The sequence below is a fragment of the Brachybacterium sp. UNK5269 genome (assembly GCF_049266655.1).
Classification (GTDB): Bacteria; Actinomycetota; Actinomycetes; order Actinomycetales; family Dermabacteraceae; genus Brachybacterium.
This window is the reverse complement of sequence record NZ_CP184883.1, coordinates 2578139-2595366: the sequence shown is the minus strand read 5'-3', so window position 1 is coordinate 2595366 and position 17228 is coordinate 2578139. Positions and strand designations below refer to the sequence as shown.

16 protein-coding genes and 1 pseudogene are annotated in these 17228 nt (G+C 73.3%); 10 read left to right on the top strand and 7 right to left on the bottom strand.

The window, feature by feature from the left end:
• Positions 1-9 precede the first annotated feature (9 nt).
• The 3 genes and pseudogenes from ACOJUI_RS12120 to ACOJUI_RS12110 all read right to left on the bottom strand — a co-directional run bounded on the left by ACOJUI_RS12120 (position 10) and on the right by ACOJUI_RS12110 (position 3882).
• Positions 10-2117: pseudogene (locus tag ACOJUI_RS12120) on the bottom strand (PTS fructose transporter subunit IIABC).
• A 50-nt stretch (positions 2118-2167) separates the two neighbouring features.
• Complete coding sequence (locus tag ACOJUI_RS12115) at positions 2168-3124, bottom strand: 1-phosphofructokinase family hexose kinase (protein WP_422115207.1); 957 nt, start codon at positions 3122-3124, stop codon at positions 2168-2170.
• Positions 3121-3882, bottom strand: coding sequence for a DeoR/GlpR family DNA-binding transcription regulator (locus ACOJUI_RS12110; protein ID WP_422115206.1), 762 nt, complete (start codon positions 3880-3882; stop codon positions 3121-3123). Before ACOJUI_RS12110 ends, ACOJUI_RS12115 begins: the two co-directional genes overlap by 4 nt.
• 347 nt (positions 3883-4229) lie before the next feature.
• Here ACOJUI_RS12110 and ACOJUI_RS12105 point away from each other — a divergent pair, with 347 nt between their 5' ends.
• On the top strand, positions 4230-4754 hold the full coding sequence (locus ACOJUI_RS12105; protein ID WP_422115205.1) for a phosphoribosyltransferase: 525 nt from the start codon (positions 4230-4232) through the stop codon (positions 4752-4754).
• 80 nt (positions 4755-4834) lie between these two features.
• Here ACOJUI_RS12105 and ACOJUI_RS12100 read toward each other — a convergent pair whose 3' ends face one another.
• A complete protein-coding gene (locus ACOJUI_RS12100; protein ID WP_422115204.1) occupies positions 4835-5947 on the bottom strand; it encodes a DUF808 domain-containing protein in 1113 nt (370 codons plus the stop codon).
• 182 nt (positions 5948-6129) lie between these two features.
• Between ACOJUI_RS12100 and ACOJUI_RS12095 the strand changes: the two genes are divergently transcribed.
• Positions 6130-6777 (top strand): SDR family oxidoreductase, encoded by a 648-nt coding sequence (locus tag ACOJUI_RS12095; protein WP_422115203.1) that lies wholly within the window; start codon positions 6130-6132, stop codon positions 6775-6777.
• A 204-nt stretch (positions 6778-6981) separates the two neighbouring features.
• A complete protein-coding gene (locus ACOJUI_RS12090; RefSeq protein WP_422115202.1) occupies positions 6982-8142 on the top strand; it encodes an MFS transporter in 1161 nt (386 codons plus the stop codon).
• Positions 8143-8177: 35 nt separating this feature from the next.
• Here the strand turns inward: ACOJUI_RS12090 and ACOJUI_RS12085 are convergent, their stop codons facing one another.
• The 3 genes from ACOJUI_RS12085 to ACOJUI_RS12075 form a co-directional block, all read right to left on the bottom strand.
• Entirely contained in the window at positions 8178-8480 is a 303-nt protein-coding gene (locus ACOJUI_RS12085) for an acylphosphatase (protein ID WP_422115201.1), read from the bottom strand.
• A gap of 22 nt (positions 8481-8502) precedes the next feature.
• Positions 8503-10974, bottom strand: coding sequence for a phosphoketolase family protein (locus tag ACOJUI_RS12080; protein ID WP_422115200.1), 2472 nt, complete (start codon positions 10972-10974; stop codon positions 8503-8505).
• 193 nt (positions 10975-11167) lie between these two features.
• Positions 11168-11950: a DUF2382 domain-containing protein gene (locus ACOJUI_RS12075; protein ID WP_422115199.1), complete on the bottom strand. Its 783-nt coding sequence runs from the start codon at positions 11948-11950 to the stop codon at positions 11168-11170.
• Positions 11951-12572: 622 nt separating this feature from the next.
• On the opposite strand from ACOJUI_RS12075, the gene ACOJUI_RS12070 reads away from it, so the two are divergent.
• From ACOJUI_RS12070 to ACOJUI_RS12040, 7 genes are all read left to right on the top strand, one after another.
• Complete coding sequence (locus ACOJUI_RS12070; RefSeq protein ID WP_422115198.1) at positions 12573-13280, top strand: PepSY domain-containing protein; 708 nt, start codon at positions 12573-12575, stop codon at positions 13278-13280.
• A gap of 90 nt (positions 13281-13370) precedes the next feature.
• Positions 13371-14291, top strand: coding sequence for a glycosyltransferase family 2 protein (locus tag ACOJUI_RS12065; protein WP_422115197.1), 921 nt, complete (start codon positions 13371-13373; stop codon positions 14289-14291).
• Entirely contained in the window at positions 14288-15211 is a 924-nt protein-coding gene (locus ACOJUI_RS12060) for a glycosyltransferase family 2 protein (RefSeq protein ID WP_422115196.1), read from the top strand. Before ACOJUI_RS12065 ends, ACOJUI_RS12060 begins: the two co-directional genes overlap by 4 nt.
• Positions 15208-15393: a hypothetical protein gene (locus ACOJUI_RS12055; RefSeq protein WP_422115195.1), complete on the top strand. Its 186-nt coding sequence runs from the start codon at positions 15208-15210 to the stop codon at positions 15391-15393. The genes ACOJUI_RS12060 and ACOJUI_RS12055 overlap by 4 nt, the downstream gene beginning before the upstream one ends.
• Positions 15390-15863: a DUF488 domain-containing protein gene (locus tag ACOJUI_RS12050; protein ID WP_422115194.1), complete on the top strand. Its 474-nt coding sequence runs from the start codon at positions 15390-15392 to the stop codon at positions 15861-15863. Before ACOJUI_RS12055 ends, ACOJUI_RS12050 begins: the two co-directional genes overlap by 4 nt.
• 65 nt (positions 15864-15928) lie before the next feature.
• Entirely contained in the window at positions 15929-16822 is an 894-nt protein-coding gene (locus ACOJUI_RS12045) for a globin domain-containing protein (RefSeq protein WP_422115193.1), read from the top strand.
• Entirely contained in the window at positions 16795-17223 is a 429-nt protein-coding gene (locus tag ACOJUI_RS12040; protein WP_422115192.1) for a hypothetical protein, read from the top strand. Before ACOJUI_RS12045 ends, ACOJUI_RS12040 begins: the two co-directional genes overlap by 28 nt.
• The last annotated feature ends 5 nt before the right edge of the window (positions 17224-17228 follow it).

The window sequence follows — 17228 nt, the reverse complement described above, 5'->3', positions numbered from 1 at the left end:
AGGACGGGCTCAGGCGGCCACGGCGCTGCGGCGATGCCCGAGCTCCTTCAGCGCGGTCACCAGCGCGGCCGCGACCACGGTGCCCACGAGGATCGCGAGGACGAAGCCCCAGACCGGGGAGATGGCGAAGGCGACGAAGATCCCGCCGTGCGGGGCCTGCGAGCCGACGCCGAAGGCCATCACCAGCGCCCCGGTGACGGCGCCGCCGACCATCGAGGAGGGGATGACCCGCAGCGGATCGGCGGCGGCGAAGGGGATCGCGCCCTCGGAGATGAAGGCCGCTCCGAGCAGCCAGGCCGTGGTGCCGTTCTCCCGCTCGACGGGGAGTAGAGGCGACGGCGCACCACGGTGGACAGCGCCATCGCCAGCGGCGGCACCATGCCCGCGGCCATCACGGCGGCCATGATCTGGAACGACGCCTCGGTGCCCTGGGACAGACCCGCAGTTGCGAAGAGGTACGCGGCCTTGTTGACCGGACCGCCGAGGTCGAAGCACATCATCAGACCGATGATCACGCCGAGCAGGATCGCCGAGGAGCCGGACATGCTCGTCAGCCCGTCCTGCAGGGCTGTCATCAGCGCGGCCAGCGGGCGGCCCAGGAACACCAGCATCAGGCCGCCGACGACCAGCGTGGTCAGCAGCGGGATGATCACCACGGGCATCAGACCGGCCAGCCAGCGCGGCGGGGTCAAGGTGGTGAACCACAGGGCGACCAGGCCCGCGAGGAGTCCGGTGATGAGACCGCCGAGGAAGCCGGCGCCCACGGCCACGGAGACCGCCCCGCCGATGAAGCCGGGGGCGATGCCGGGACGGCCGGCGAGGCCGAAGGCGATGTAGCCGGACAGCGCGGCGACCAGGAAGCTCATCCCCAGGCTGCCGAGGGCGAACAGCACGGCTCCGAGGTAGAGGGCGAGGCCTGCCCGCTCGGTCTGCAGGACCCCGGCCGGGCCCTCGTACTCCTGCGGGCCGGGCAGCGAGGAGAGGGAGAAGCCGGTCGCGACGTCCTGGGCCACGAAGGCGACGTCGAAGCCGGCGATGAGGAAGCCCAGCGCCATCAGCAGACCGCCCGCGGCGACGAACGGGATCATGTAGGACACGCCGGTCATCACCGCGCCCTGGATGCGGCGCGGCCACGACTGCCGGCTCGCGGAGCTCGCCTCGTCGCCCGACGCGGCACCGCTGCCGGCGGGCACCCGGCGGGCGGAGGGGTCCGTCGCTGCGGCGACGGCCTCGTCGATCAGCTGCGGGCCGTGGGAGATGGCCCGCTTGACGGGATGCTCCACGAGCGGAAGCCCGGCGAAGCGCTCGCGTCCGGAGATGTTGACGTCCGCAGCGACGATCAGCGCGCTCGCCGCGGCGATCTGCGCGTCGGTGAAGCGCGTGATGCCGCCGGAGCCCTGGGTCTCCACGTGCAGCTGGACGCCCTTGTCCTTCGCGGCGATCTCGAGCGCCTCGGCCGCCATGTAGGTGTGGGCGATCCCGGTGGGGCATGAGGTGATGGCCAGCAGGACGGGCGCGGCGGCCGACGCGTCGCCGGGGCCGGTCGTCGCCGACGACGCGGTCGCGCCAGGGGCGTCGCCCGCGCCCGAGGACGCGGGCGACGCCCCGCTCGCCGCGGCCGTGGCGGCGGCCGCCGGTGCCGTGGCCGGCGCGGCGTCCGTGGGCGCCGGTTCGAGGACTCCCATCACGAGATCGGCGACCTGCTGCGGCGACGCGGCGGAGCGCAGCTCCGCCAGGAACTCAGGGCGGATCAGGGCGCGGGAGAGCTGGGCGAGCAGCTGGAGGTGCTGATTGTCGGTGCCGGCGGGAGCGGCGATCCCGATGACGAGATCGGCGGGACCGTCGGCCGAGCCGAAGTCCACGGGCTCGGCCAGGCGCAGGAATCCCAGCGCGGCCTCGTGGACGGCCTCGGTGCGGCAGTGGGGGATCGCGAAGCCGCCCGGCATGCCGGTGGCGAAGGATTCTTCGCGCTTGAGCATCCCGGCCTCGAGCCCGTCGCGGTCGGCGCGGCCGGTGGCGGCGATCAGATCGGCCATCAGACCGATCACGGCGTGCTTGTCACCGGGAGGATCGACCTCGAGACGGACCAGTTCTGGGGTCATGAGCGGAGCGGACATGGGTTCTCCTTCGGACGGACTCACCCGCGGCGGCGGGATGAGGGAGGCGATCAGAGGCGGATGACGCGGCGGGGGTCGACGTGGACCTGGTCGGGACGGGGGATGGTGGTGCCGGGCAGGCCGACGGCGGCCGTGCCGTAGGCGAGCGCGCGGGCGAGGCGCTCCGCGGGGTGCTCCCCGAGCTGCCGGGCGATGAGGTAGCCGGCGGTGGCGGAGTCCCCGGCCCCGACGGTCGAGACCACCGGTCCGGGCGGGGAGGGGCAGTACCAGACGGCGCCCTCGGTCGCGAGCAGGCCGCCGGCGCCCCCGAGCGTCACCAGCACCGCGCCCACGCCGCGGCGATGCAGGTCGGAAGCGGCCGCGCGGACCCCGGCGAGGTCCCCGTCGGCGGCCTGCTGCTCGAGCAGGGAGCCGTCGGTGCCCAGGATCTGCCCGAGCTCCTCGGCATTGGGCTTGAGGAAGTCCGGGGCGGCGTGCGGCAGGGCGGCGGAGAGGGCCAGCAGCGGTGCGTCGGAGGTGTCGACGCCGACCTGTGCGCCGTGCGCGCGCAGCTTCCGCACCAGGTGCACGTACGCGTCGGTCGGCAGTCCGGGGGCCAGGGAGCCGGAGAGCATCACGGTGTCGCCGGCCGCAGCGGTCTCCAGCAGCAGCTGTTCGAGTGCGGAGACCTCCGTGGAGGTGAGCCGGGCTCCGGGCTCGTTGAGCTTGGTGGTCACCTGCGGTGCCGAGAGCACGGTGAGGTTGGTGCGCACCGCGCCGGCGACCGGGCTGGAGCGGTGCGGGAGCCCCTCGGCGGTCAGCAGCGCCAGCAGCGGATCCGACGCGGCGGCGGGGAGCACGGCGAGGACGGGCAGGCCCGCGCGGTGCACACCGAGGGCGACGTTGATGCCCTTGCCGCCGGGCTGTGTGGTGTCCGCGCCGATGCGGTGCACGGCGCCCGGGGTGAGCGGGCCGCCGACGTCGATCGTCCGGTCCAGGGAGGGGTTCGCGGTGAAGGTGACGATCATGCGGTGATCACCTCGACGCCGGCCTCGTCGAGGAGGGTCCGCAGCTCGGCGGGAGGTTCCATGTCCGTGACGAGCGCATCGACGTCGCCGAGGGCCGCGAAGGCCACCAGGTGGGTGGCGCCGAACTTCGAGGAGTCGGCGAGCACCACCCGGCGCAGCGCCGATGCGGCCATCGCGGACTTGACCGCGGCCTCGTCGGGGTCCGGGGTGGTGAAGCCCTCGGGTCCCAGGCCGTTGCAGCCCAGGAAGACGATCTCGGGGTGGAGCAGGCGGATCGCGTCGACGGTGGCGGAGCCGACCGCGGCCTCGGTGGCCGGGCGCACCCGACCGGGCAGGACGTGGACGGCCAGGTCGGTGTGGACGAGCGCGCCCTGCGCGATGGCCGGAGCGTTGGTGATCACGGGACCTCGGCGCCCGGACAGGTGGGGGAGCAGCTCACCGGTGGTGCTGCCGGCATCGAGCAGCACGGCGGCGTGCGGATCCGCGGGCAGCAGCCGGGCCGCGGCCAGGGCGAGGCGGCGCTTGGCCTCGATGTTGGTGATGCGACGGGACTCGAGGTCCGGTTCGACCGCGGTGGTCCGGCGGGCAACCGCACCCCCGTGGACCCGGTCCAGCAGCCCCCGCTCGGCGAGCTGATCGAGGTCACGGCGGATGGTCTCCGTGGTCACCTCGAACTGCGCCGCGAGCGCGGCGACCGCGACGCGACCGGAACCGGTCAAGGAGTCCAGGATCTGGCGCTGACGCTCTCTGGCGTACATGGATCCACCTGTTTCTTCGACGAAGCGGGGCGGACGGCGGGGCGGGGCGGTCGACGGGGCGCGCCGTGTCGCCTGGGTTCAGGGTAACCCCAGAAACAACACATAGCAACAGTTGGAACGTGTGGATATTCATGGGTGTGGGTTGCGCGAGTGCCTCCGTCATCCTTGGCCCTGTCGGTGGGATGTGCGCCGACGCCAGGGGCGGCGGGTTCCGGGGGTGCAGAAGGCACTGCCGTCGATCGGATGAGGGACGCAGCACCCGCACGGCTGGCGGGCGTCCGATGACGGGTCGGCGGCCGCTACCATCGGAGCACTTCGCGCCGCCCGCACCGAGGAGAACCGCACCGATGACCCAGGCCTACCACGCCGACTCCTCCGAGTTGCCGAACAGGGAGCTCCTCAGCTGGGAGCTCTTCGGCACCGCCTCGCGAGAGCTCGCCCAGACCATCGCCGACTCGGGCTTCGCCCCGGAGATCGTGATCGCGATCGCCCGCGGCGGCCTGCTGCCGGCCGGCTCGCTGTCCTACGCGCTCGGCCTCAAGCTCGCCGACGCGATCAACGTCGAGTTCTACACCGACGTGCACGAGACCCTGCCGGACCCGGTGCTGCTGGCCCCGATGCTCGACACCGAGTCGATCCAGGGCAAACGACTGCTGGTCGTCGACGACGTCGCGGACTCCGGACGCACCCTCGCCCTCGTGCTCGAGCTGCTGCGCGAGACCGGTGCCGACGCCCGCAGCGCGGTGCTCTACGCGAAGTCGGCCTCGGTGGTCGACCCCGACTTCGTGTGGCGCCGCACCGACGAGTGGATCGTCTTCCCGTGGTCGGCCGAGCCGCCGGTCGAGCCGAGCGCGGCGTCCCCGGACGCCTGAGCGCACCGCGTCGGCTACGACGACGGCGGTCACCGCGAGGAGCTCCTCGCCGTGACCGCCGTTCTCGTCCCGGGCCGGGATCAGTGCTGCGGGTCGGGACCCTGCGGACCGGGCGCCGTCGCTCCGGGCGCCGGGGCGTCGGCCGCCGTCGCGCCGTGAGTCGTCGCGCCGGGAGCCGTCGCTCCGGGCGCTGCGGCGTCGGGGGCCGCTCCGTCCGCCGCTGCCGCCCCGTCGGCCGCTGCCGCGCCGTGCCCGCCGTCCTGATCGCCGTGGTGGCCGAAGGGCAGGAAGTGGATGATCACCGCGACGACGGCGCCGACGATCAGGCCGATCACGAAGGAGAAGGCGGTGTTGATCAGCCAGGCCAGCAGGCCGCCGATCCCGGCGATGCCCGCCACCAGGCCCTCGAGGTGATGGACGAACCCATAGGGCTGGGCGAGGCCGAGATCGTGGGTGCCGACCAGCAGGATGTGGCCGCCCACCCACAGCATCGCCACCATGCCCACGTAGCTGATGACGTCCATGACCTTCGGCATCGCGCCGACCAGCCCGGCGCCCAGCTTGCGCTTGAACGCGGAGTCCCCCTCGCGGGACATCGCCAGGCCGACGTCGTCCATCTTGACCAGGATGCCGACCGCGCCGTACACCAGGGCGGTGATCCCGAGCGCGACCACCACCAGCACGGCGGCGCGCATCCAGAGGCTGTCGGTGTCGATGGAGTTCATGGAGATCACCATGATCTCGGCCGAGAGGATGAGGTCCGTGCGCACGGCGCTGGAGACCACCGCGCCCTCCGCGTCGGCGCCCTTGGTGAGGGCCGGCGCCTGCTTGGGCTTGCCGCGCACCAGCTCCCAGATCTTCTCGGCGCCCTCGAAGCTCAGGTACAGGCCGCCCAGCATGAGGATGGGGGTCAGCGCCCAGGGCGCGAAGACGCTCAGCAGCAGCAGCGCCGGCAGGATGAACACCAGCTTGTTGCGCAGCGAGCCCTTGGTGATCCGCCAGATGATCGGCAGCTCGCGGTTGGGCTTGATGCCCTGCACGTACTGCGGGGTCACGGCGGCGTCGTCGATCACCACACCGATCGCCTTGGACCCGGCCTTCGCGGAGGCGGCGGCCACGTCGTCGGCGCTCGCGGCGGCCAGGCGCGCGAGAGCGGCGACGTCGTCGAGCAGAGCGGCGAGTCCACCGGCCATGGAGAGGTTCCTTCCCTCGAGAGGACGGCCGCTGCGGCAGCGACCCGGCTCAGGATAACGGGGCGCGCCGCCCGCCCCGGGCCGGGCGCCGGGATCCTCGACCGGCTGGTCCGGACTCCACCCTCAGCGAACGCAGCCCGGCGAGCCTCGACGCCGCGCCAGGAGGGTGACAGGGTGGGGGTATGGATATCGCACTCATCGGAGGACATGGGAAGGTCGCGCTGCTCGCGGCCCCGCTGCTGGTGGAGGCCGGTCACACCGTCCACTCGGTGATCCGCAACCCCGACCACACGGACGAGGTCGAGGCCACCGGCGCGCAGGCCGCGCTGGCGGACATCGAGACCCTCGACGCGGCGGGGTGGGACGAGCTGCTGCGCGGCAAGGACGCGGTGGTGTGGTCGGCCGGGGCCGGCGGAGGCAGCCCGGAGCGCACCCGGGCGGTCGACCAGGACGCCGCGATCGCGTCGATGGACGCCGCCCAGCGCGTCGGCGCCACCCGCTACGTGATGGTCAGCTACTTCGGCGCCTCCCTCGATCACGGTGTCCCGGAGGACAACTCCTTCTACGCCTACGCCGAGGCGAAGGCCCGCGCCGACGAGCACCTGCGCGCCAGCGAGCTCGAGTGGACCGTCCTCGGTCCCTCCGGGCTGACCCTCGAGGAGCCCACCGACCGCATCGACCTGGACCCCGCCGAGGGCGGCGAGGTCTCCCGCGGGAACGTCGCCCGCGTGATCGTCGCGGCCCTCGCCAACCCCGCCACCGCCGGTAGGACCCTGCCCTTCAACGACGGCGAGACGGAGATCGCCGCCGCGCTCGACGCGCAGGACTGACCCCCACCGGGAGCCTCGGCTCCCGATCGTCCCCCGCACGGCGCGGCCCCGGCATCGCAGGATGCCGGGGCCGCGTTGCGCGTCGGCCCGGGAGCCGGTGCCGTACCGTGGGGGAGCTCTCCTCGCGCCCTGCGCATCGCGCGAGGGAGCCCGCACACGCCGCGTCCGCAGAGCCGACGCCCAGGACCGCCAGGAGGAGCCGCAGTGGAGGCCGCACGTCGCTGGAGTGGGGTGGTCGCCCTGGCCGTGGGGATCTTCGTGCTCATCACCATCGAGGAGCTGCCGATCGGCGTGCTCAGCGTGATGGCCCCGGACCTCGGGGTCAGCGAGGGCGTCGCCGGCCTCGCGGTCACCGTGCCCGGGATCCTCGCCGGTGTGGTGGCGCTGCTGACCCCGGTGATCGTGCGGGGACTGGACCGCCGCCTGGTGCTGGTGCTCGCCCTGGTCAGCGTGGTGGCCTCGTGCGCCCTCAGCGTGGTCGCCCCCAGCTTCGCGGTGCTCCTGGTGGCGCGCCTGTTCGCCGGCATCTCGATCGGTCTGTACTGGGCGGTGATGGCGATCGTCGCCCTCGGTCAGGTGCCGCGGGAGCACGCCGCCAGGGCGCTGACCATCGCCTTCAGCGGCGCCGGGGGCGCCCTCGTGCTCGGTGTCCCGGTGGCCGCATGGATCGGCGCCCACGTCGGCTGGCGGATGGCCTTCGCCGTCGTCGGCGTGCTCGCGGCGATCGTCGCCGCCCTGATCCTGGTGCTGGTCAGGCCCGTGCACTCCCCGGTGAAGGTGACGGGGTCGATGATGGCCGCCGCGGCCCGCACCCGCGGCGTGCGCTATGCACTGGCCCTGACCGCACTGGTGGTCATCGGCCAGTTCATCACCTACAGCTTCGTCAGCCCCGTCCTCATCGAGCGCGCCGGGGTGCCGGTCACCGACGTGGGGATGATGCTGCTGCTGTTCGGCATCGCGGGCCTGATCGGGAACTTCGCGGTGACCCCGCTGCTGCACCGCGGCCCGCCCGGGGGAGTGCTGGTGGTGGTCGCCGGCACCGCCCTGTCACTGCTCGCAGTCCTGCTGCTGCTGGACGGATCCCGCTCGGCGCTGCTGATCATGCCGCTGTGGGGGCTGTTCGTGGGGGCGATCTCGGTGGCGACGCAGGCCTTCATCGGGTCCGAGGCGACCGGCGTCCTCGAGGAGGGCACCGCGCTGAACTCCGCCGCGTTCAACGTCGCGATCGCCGTCGGCGCCCTCGTCGGCGGGCTGGTCCTGGACGCCGCGGGGCAGACCGCGATGATCGCCACCTCGGTGGTGATGGTCTGCCTCGGGGCGCTGCTGGCCGCCCACTACCTGCGGACGGCCCGCGCGGGGGCCTGAGCGAGCCCTCCCGCGGGCCGCTGCGCCGCTTGCGCTCAGCCGGTGATGCGGAAGGATCCGGCCCCGCGCGGAGCCTCCGGGCGGGTCTCGACGGTCTCGACCTGCGCGCTGGGCGGGCCCTGCCGCAGCGCCTCGAGCATCGCCTCGACGGCAGCGGGCGGGCCCTCCACATCGGCCTCGACCGTGCCGTCCAGCAGGTTCCTCACGGTGCCGACGATGCCGAGGCGCGCGGCGGCGTCGGCGGCGCTGATCCGGTAGCCGACCCCCTGGACCCGGCCCCGGATGCGCACGATGCGGCGCACGACCTCCCGGTCGCCCCCGCTGCCCGGCGGGCTCACCGGGCAGCGCTCCGCCGGCGCGTCACTGGTTGTCGCCGCCGGTGTCGGCCGGGGCGGCGGAGGCGGTGGCGTCGCCGCCGTCCCCCCACTGCCACTCGGCGATCTCCGCCGGGTCCTCGCCGTGCTCGTAGGCGTGGGCCCGGGCCCGGATCCGGGTGTCGACCATCTGCTGGCGCAGACCGGCGTAGCGGGTGCCCAGGCCCTCGACCCGGTCGATCACGTCCATCACCAGGTGGTAGCGGTCGGTGTCGTTGAGCATCAGCATGTCGAAGGGGGTGGTGGTGGTGCCCTCCTCCTTGTAGCCGCGCACGTGGATGCGGGAGCCGCGGTCGTGGCGGTAGGCCAGGCGGTGGATCAGCCAGGGGTAGCCGTGGTAGGCGAACACCACCGGCACGTCCTCGCCGAAGTAGCCGTCGAAGTCGCGCTGGGTGAGGCCGTGCGGATGCTCGCTGGCGTCCTGCAGGCGCATCAGGTCCACCACGTTGATCACCCGGATCGCCAGGCCCGGGATCTCCTCGCGCAGGATCTTCGCCGCCGCGAGCACCTCGATGGTGGGGATGTCGCCCGCGCAGGCGAGCACCACGTCGGGATCCTCGCCGGGCCGTTCGGTGCCCGCCCAGTCCCAGATGCCCAGGCCACGGGTGCAGTGGACCACTGCCTCGTCCATGCTCAGCCAGCTCGGTCCGGGCTGCTTGCCGGCGACCACCACGTTGACGTACTGCGTCGAGCGCAGGCAGTGGTCGTAGGTGGACAGCAGCGTGTTCGCGTCCGGCGGCAGGTAGACCCGCACGATCTCGGCCTTCTTGTTGACCATGTGATCGATGAAGCCCGGGTCCTGGTGCGAGAAGCCGTTGTGGTCCTGGCGCCAGACATGGGAGCTGAGCAGGTAGTTCAGCGAGGCGATGGGCCGGCGCCACTCGATCTCGTTGGTCACCTTCAGCCATTTGGCGTGCTGGTTGACCATCGAGTCGACGATGTGCACGAACGCCTCGTAGGAGGAGAACATGCCGTGGCGGCCGGTGAGCAGGTAGCCCTCGAGCCAGCCCTGGCACTGGTGCTCCGAGAGCATCTCCATCACCCGGCCGGCCCGGGCCAGGTGCTCCGAGCGGTCGTGCTCCTCGAGGTCCGCGTTCCACTGCTTGTCGGTGGCCTCGTAGACGCTCTGCAGCCGGTTCGAGGCGGTCTCGTCCGGCCCGAAGATCCGGAAGTCGTGCGGGTTCTCCCGCACCACGTCGCGCAGCCAGGTGCCCAGCACCTTGGTGGCCTCCGCGATGGTGCCGCCGGGCTCGGTGACCTCCACCCCGTACTCGCGGAAGTCGGGCAGGCGCAGCGGTCTGAGCACCGAGCCGCCGTTGGTCGACGGGTTCGCCGACATGCGCAGCTCTCCCTCCGGGGCGGCCGCGGCGATCTCCGCACGCAGCTTCCCGGATTCGTCGAACAGCTCCTGCGGACGGTACGAGCGCAGCCAGGTGTCGAGGTCGGCGAGGTGCTCGTCGGTGTCGCGGGCGCTGGCCAGCGGCACCTGGTGGGAGCGCCAGGAGCCCTCGGTCTGCTTCCCGTCGATCTGCTTCGGGCCGGTCCAGCCCTTGGGGGTGCGGAAGACGATCATCGGCCAGGCGGGACGCTCGGTCTCCCGGCCCGCCTCGGCGTCCTGGTGGGCCTGCGCCTTGATCTGCGCGATCTGGTCCAGGGCCTGGTCGAGGACGGCGGCGAAGCGTCGGTGCGTCTCGAGCGGGTCCTCGTCGTCGAAGCCGCCGGTGAAGAACAGCGGGGTGTGCCCGTAGCCGCGCATCAGGGCGGCGAGCTCGTCGTCGCCGATGCGGGCGAGCACCGTGGGATTGGCGATCTTGTACCCGTTCAGGTGCAGGATCGGCAGCACCACCCCGTCCTGCTGGGGGTTGACGAACTTGTTGGAGTGCCAGGAGGTGGCCAGCGGGCCGGTCTCGGCCTCGCCGTCGCCGACCACGGTGAAGGCGATCTGGTCGGGGTTGTCGAACATCGCGCCGTAGGCGTGGGACAGCGCGTAGCCGAGCTCGCCGCCCTCGTGGATCGAGCCGGGGGTCTCGGGCGCCACGTGGGAGGGGATGCCGCCCGGGAAGGAGAACTGGGTGAACAGTCGCTTCAGGCCGGCCTCGTCCTCGCTCACCGCGGGATAGACCTCGGAATAGGTGCCCTCGAGGTAGGTGGAGGCGACCAGGCCGGGGCCGCCGTGGCCGGGACCGGTGATGTACATGGCGCGCAGCCGGCGCTGGCGGATCGCCCGGTTGGCGTGCGCGTACAGGAAGGTCAGGCCCGGCGTGGTGCCCCAGTGCCCGAGCAGGCGGGGCTTGACGTGCTCACGCTCCAGGGGCCGGCGCAGCAGCGGGTTGTCCTTGAGGTAGATCTGTCCGACGGACAGGTAGTTCGCCGCGCGCCACCAGGCGTGCAGGGCGTTCAGCTCCTCCTCGGCGGGCGGAGCGGACGGATGATCCGGCCAGGACTGGGCAGTGCTCACGCGGTCTCCTCGGGTCGGGCGGTGCGGGCTCTAGGCGGCTCCCTCACCTCGACCGTAGGCCGTTCTGCTCGGCAGGGGAAGGGCGGAGGTCCCGGCGCCCGGCGGCTCCCGAGCGGACCGGTGTTCCCGGGGACGCGGACGGGCGCGCCGCCCAAGAGGTGACGCGCCCGTCGGTCGTGCTGGTGCGGTGAGGTCAGCGGTTGCGGCGGGGCTTGCCCGTGCCGTCCTCGATCTCGACCTCTTCACGCGCGACGTCGGTCTGGACGGTCTCGGTGTCCGTCACGGCGCGCTTGCCGAGGCTCACGTTCTCCGTCGCGACGGTCTCCTTGGTCACGACCGGGCGCTCCTCGGTGAGGGTCACCTCCACCTCGTCGTCGGTAAGGGTGCCGCCGGTACGGCCATCGGCGGGCTCGCGCTCGAGGACGACCTCTTCGCGCTGCACCGGCACCTCGACCTGCTTGGTATCGGTCACCACGTGCTTGCGCAGGCGCACCCTGCCGGTCTCCACCTTCTCGGTGCCGACGTGAGCGCGCTCCTCGTGGAGCGTGACGTCCCCGCTGTCGGTGCGGTTGCCCGTGCCGACGTGGGCGTCGTCGCGGCGACCGGCGGCATCGCCACGATGGCCGGTGCCGGTGCCGGTGCCGGTGCCGGTGCCGGCCGCGGCGCCGGTGACGCCGTAGTAGGCGAACAGCTCGCCCTCCTGGTCACGGCCCAGCTCGCCGTCCTCGGCGATGTTCGGGGCGTCCTTGACGAAGGACTTCTCGTACGGAACCGTGATGGTGCCGTCGGCGTAGCTCGCCTCGGCGAGCGGGATGAAGCTCTCGTTGGTGCCGAACAGGCCGATGTTCACCGTCACCCAGGAGGGCTGATGGGTGTCGTTGTCCAGGTAGACCTGGCCGACCTTGCCCAGCTTGTCGCCGGTGCGGTCCACGACCACGGCGGTCTGCAGGTCCTCGATGGTGCCTTGGAAAGTCATGAGATCCTCCTTCTGCGTACGTTCGGGATTCTGCGTCCCGGAGCGGATGCTGGACGTCCGAGGGACGCCCGGTCCACGCCGGTACTGACATCGACGCTAGTGCACGTGCCGCCCGGATCCTGGGCGACCTCTCAGCGTCGAGCGGCTGTGGCGGCCGCCGCGGCGCTCCGTCCGGAGCGCGGATCCGGTCACCCGCGGGGTCCGCGAGCGACCGTCGGCGGGCGCCGCGACGGGCACCCGGCACCGTCGCCGACGGGACAGAGTCGCAGGTCGGCCGCCATGTCACCGTGACCAGAACGTGACCTCCCGGCGCGGCCGCTCAGCGCCCCGGCGGAGCGGGCACGCACCCCCGGGGCGCCCTGCCCCAGCCGGCGCCGAGCGGCCCCTGACCGCCCCCGGAATCGCCCACGACCGGATGGTCGGGCCCTGCCGACGAGCGGTCGCCGCGGTCTCCTGCGCAGCGTCGCGGCGCCCACCTGGGGCCCTCATCGCCTCCGGTGCGACGCCGTCATGAGGCGGCGATGAGAGTGTCCTCAGAAAGGTCGCCGGCAGTGCGTCCGGCCATAGGCTGGCCGCGTCAGTCGACGATCGGGGCCCCGCCCCCGCCACGAGGAGGACCACCATGGCCAGCACCATCACTCGTTCCCGCGTCCGTGCCGCCGCCCTCGGCGCGCTCGTGATCTCACTCGCGGCCGGTTGCGGGGCGGGCGAGCAGCAGCCGGCCGGCCCGGCGGACGGCGCGACCGCCGAGAACACCGACGCCGGCCCGAACAGCGGCAGCGCTGCCAGCGACGCGGGCGGTGACGACAGCGCCGCAAGCGATGCGGGCGGCGACGGCCAGACCGGATCCGCCGTGCCGGACGCCCCGGCCGGCGCCGCGCTCCCGGCCTCCGCCGACCTCGCGACCGAGCAGCTGCCGGTCCCGGCCGAGGAGGCCGTCGAGCTCGCCGTGCAGACCGTCGGCGGCGGCCGGCCGATCTCGGTCGAGATCGACCATGACGACGACGCCTGGGAGTGGGAGATCGAGGTCGCGCTCGACGGGCGCGAGCACGACCTCGACATCGACGCCACCACCGGCGAGGTCACCCAGCACGACCAGGACGACGACGACGACCCGCAGGAGCCGGCCGTGGACGTGACCGCGCCGCTGCCGTACGCCGAGGCGATCGAGATCGCCCTCGGGGAGGCGCCGGGACGGGTCAGCGGCTGGCAGCTGGACTCCGACGACGGCCGGATCCGCTACCAGGTCGACATCGAGAAGAGCGAGGGCGGCGACGACGTCGAGGTCGAGATCGACGTGGAGACCCGCGAGGTGCGCGTCGACGACTGAGACCGCCCCGCCTGCACGACCACCGGTGCGCGCACTACGGTGGGGGAGCGGGCCGCCGACGCATGGCGCCGCCCTGCGTGAGGAGGCTCGGTGAGCAGACAGCACACGGCGTCCGCCGACCCCGGGCGGGGACGCGGCGACCTAGCCGAGCGGATCACCGTCATCATCGCCACCCGGAACCGGCGCGAGGAACTCGTGGAGCACCTCGGGCACCACGAGGCGCCGGTGATCGTGGTGGACAACGCCTCGACGGACGGCACCGCCGCCGCGCTGCGCGCCGCCCACCCCCACGTCCGGGTGGTCACCCTGAGCGAGAACATCGGCGCCGAGGCCCGGTCCGTCGGCGCCCGGCTGGCGAGCACCCCGTACCTGGCCTTCGCCGACGACGACTCCTGGTGGGCGCCCGGAGCGCTCGCCCGGGCGGTGGACGTCTTCGCGGCGCATCCCCGCCTGGGCCTGCTCGCCGGGGCGATCGCGGTGGGCCCCGAGGAGCGGCCCGATCCGCTGAACGCCGTCCTCGCCGCCTCCCCGCTGGGCACCCGGGACGACCTCCCGGGTCCGCTCCTGCTCGGCTTCGTCGGCTGCGGAGCCATCGTGCGGCGCTCCGCATTCCTGGAGGTCGGCGGCTTCGACGACGTGATCCGGTTCCCCGGGGAGGAGGAGCGGGTCGCCCTGGACCTCTTCGACGCCGGCTGGCACCTCTGCTACGTGCCGGAGGTCCGCGCCCATCACCACCCGTCCCCTCACCGCGAGCCCCGCGAGAGGCGGCAGGTCGAGCTGGTCCGCAGCCGGCTCCTCACGGCCCTGCTGCGCCGACCCTGGAGCGCCGTCGGCCAGGAGCTGGTCACGGCGGTGCGCTCAGGAGCGCGCGGCCGACGCGGCCTGCTGGGCGCCCTGCCCCGGGTGCCCGCGGCCCTGCGTCGACGACGCCCGGTCTCCTCCGCGACCGAGGCCGCCCTCGCCCGGCTCCGCTCCGCTCCCCGCCCGCACTCTGCCCAGGAGGCCCCATGACCGCTGCGCCCCACACCCCGATGGGACCGGATGACCGCATGGCGGTCGTGATGATCACCCACAACCGCCGCGACGAGGCGCTGCTGGCGCTGTCCCGTCTTCGCGACCTGCCCGAGCGTCCCCATGTGGTGGTCGTCGACAACGGTTCCGACGACGGCTCCGCCGCGGCGATCCGGGAGCGGTTCCCTGAGGTCGAGCTGGTCGCCAGCCCCGTGAACCTGGGGGCGGTGGGCCGCAACGTGGGGGTCGACCGCGTCGAGGCCCCCTTCGTGGCCTTCTGCGACGACGACACCTGGTGGGAGCCCGGCGCGCTGCGGAAGGCGGCCGATGCGCTCGCCGCGCATCCCCGGCTCAGCGTGGTGACGGGGAAGATCCTGGTCGAGCCCGGCGGCCGCGAGGACCCGATCAACGCCGAGCTGCTGCACTCCCCGGTGGAGGGGCCGGACTGGATGCCGGGGCCCACCCTGGGCAGCTTCCTCGCCGGCGCCTCGGTGGTCCGTCGCATCGCCTTCACGGGCGTCGGCGGGTTCAGCGAAAGGCTGTGGCTCGGCGGCGAGGAGGAGCTGCTCGCGGCGGACCTCGCCACCGCCGGCTGGGAGCTCGTGCACCTGCCGGACGTGGTGGTCCACCATCAGGCGTCCACGCAGCGCGACACCGTGCTGCGCCGCCGCCACGGACTGCGCAACGCCCTGTGGTTCCTCTGGCTGCGCCGACCGGTGCGCGCCGCCCTGCGACGCAGCCGCGACGTGCTCGCCACCGCCCCCCGCGACCGGATCACCCTGCTGGCCGTGCTGGACGCCGTCCGCGGCGCCGGCTGGGTGCTGCGCGAGCGACGGCGCCTGCCCGAGAACGTCGAGCGCCGCTTCCGTGCCCTCGAGGAGTCGCAGCGCTCCAGCGCCGCCCGCCGCTACGGCCGGTGACCCGCTCCTCCACCACGGACGGTGTGCGCCAGGAGCAGATCGAAGTCCTGCAGGAGACCACCGCCGGCGGGCCGCCCGCCGTGGGCGCCGCCCGGCCGGCCGTCGAGCTCGTCGGCCAGGACCCGGCCCGCGCGGGCATGCCGGGTCCCGACGCCCCACCCACTGGAAGGAGAGACCCATGAGCGTGCTGACGATCACCCTCGAGCGCGTGCACGACGTGCTGGACGACGACGGCTCCGGACCGGGCGAGCACCGCGTGCTGGTGGACCGGCTCTGGCCGCGCGGCGTGAGGAAGGAGCGCCTCGCGCACGACGCCTGGGACAAGGACGTCGCCCCGAGCGCCGACCTGCGCACCGCCTTCCACGGCGGCGACCTGGGCTTCGAGGAGTTCTCGCGCCTCTACCGCCGCGAGCTCGAGGACAGTGGCGCCCCCTCGGCGCTGCTCGAGCGCGCCCGCGAGGCCGGAGCACGGCGGATCGTGCTGCTCTTCGCCGCGAAGGACACCGAGCACAACCACGCGCTCGTGCTGCAGCAGATGCTCGAGGACCTCCAGCGCCGACGCGGGGCCCCGCCGCCGCGGCGAGCAGGAGCAGGGTTCCGCGCGTCACAGATCAGGACCAAGGTCGCCGGGGCGGAGCGGGGACACTCCTAGCGTGGGCGAGCAGGTCGCCGAGGGATCGGCGGGACTGCTCATCCCCGCTCAGGAAGGACTCCTCCATGTCCGTGGCCCTCACCGCCGCACGCCGTTCGCAGCTCGATCTCGAGGGCCCCCTCGCTCCCGAGCACGAGCGGATCGTCCGCGACACCCTGCCCCTCGTGGGCGCTCACATCGAGCAGATCGCGCCGGTGTTCTACCAGCGGATGTTCACCGCGCACCCCGAGCTGCTGCGGGACACGTTCAACCGCGGCAACCAGGCGCAGGGCGCCCAGCAGAAGGCGCTGGCCTCCTCCGTCGCGACCTACGCGACACTGCTGGTCACCCCCGACGCCCCGAGCCCGCGCGACCTCCTCTCCCGCATCGGCCACAAGCACGTCTCCCTCGGCATCACCGAGGACCAGTACGGCATCGTCCACGAGCACCTGATGGCCGCGATCGTCGAGGTGCTCGGCGATGACGTGGTCACGGCCGACATCGCCGGCGCATGGGACGCCGTCTACTGGCACATGGCCCGCACGCTGATCTCCTTCGAGAAGGAGATGTACGCAGACGCGGGCGTCGCGGACGGCGACGTCTTCCGCGAGGCCGTCGTGGTGCGCCGCACCGAGGAGAGCTCCCGCGTGGTGAGCTTCGACCTGGCCGCCCCGGAGGGCGTCGAGCCGCTGCGCGGGTTCCTGCCCGGCCAGTACATCTCCGTCGGCGCGGTCCTGCCGGACGGGGCGCGCCAGCTGCGGCAGTACTCGCTCTCCGACGCCCCCGGTGGGGGCGCTGGCGGATCACCGTGTGCCGGGAGGACGGCGTCGACGGCGCACCGCAGGGCGAGGTCTCGAACTGGCTCCACGCGACCCTGCACGAGGGGGACCGGCTGCAGGTCACCCTCCCGGCCGGCGACCTCACCCTCGACACCGCCTCCACCGATCCGGTGGTGCTCATCTCGGCCGGCATCGGCGTGACCCCGATGCTGGGGATGCTGCGCCACCTCGCCGCCACGCAGCCCGAGCGCGAGGTGCGGGTGCTCCACGCCGATGCCCACGCCGCCGACGCCGCCCTGGTGCACGAGCTCGCCGAGACCGTCGCCTCCCTGCCGAAGGACGGTCCGTCCCGGCTCGACCTGTGGTTCTCCGGCTCGGTCGACGGTGCGCCCGTGACGCCCGGCCACGCCTGCTGCCGGGTCAGCGGCGGACGCATGGAGATCACCGCCGAGCACCTGCCCGACGGGGCGGAGATGTACCTGTGCGGCTCGAGCACCTTCCTGCAGAGTGCGAGGGAGCAGCTGCGCCGCGCCGGCGCGGGCGACGAGCGGGTCCACTTCGAGCTGTTCTCCCCGAACGACTGGCTGCTGCCGGGCTGCTGAGCGGG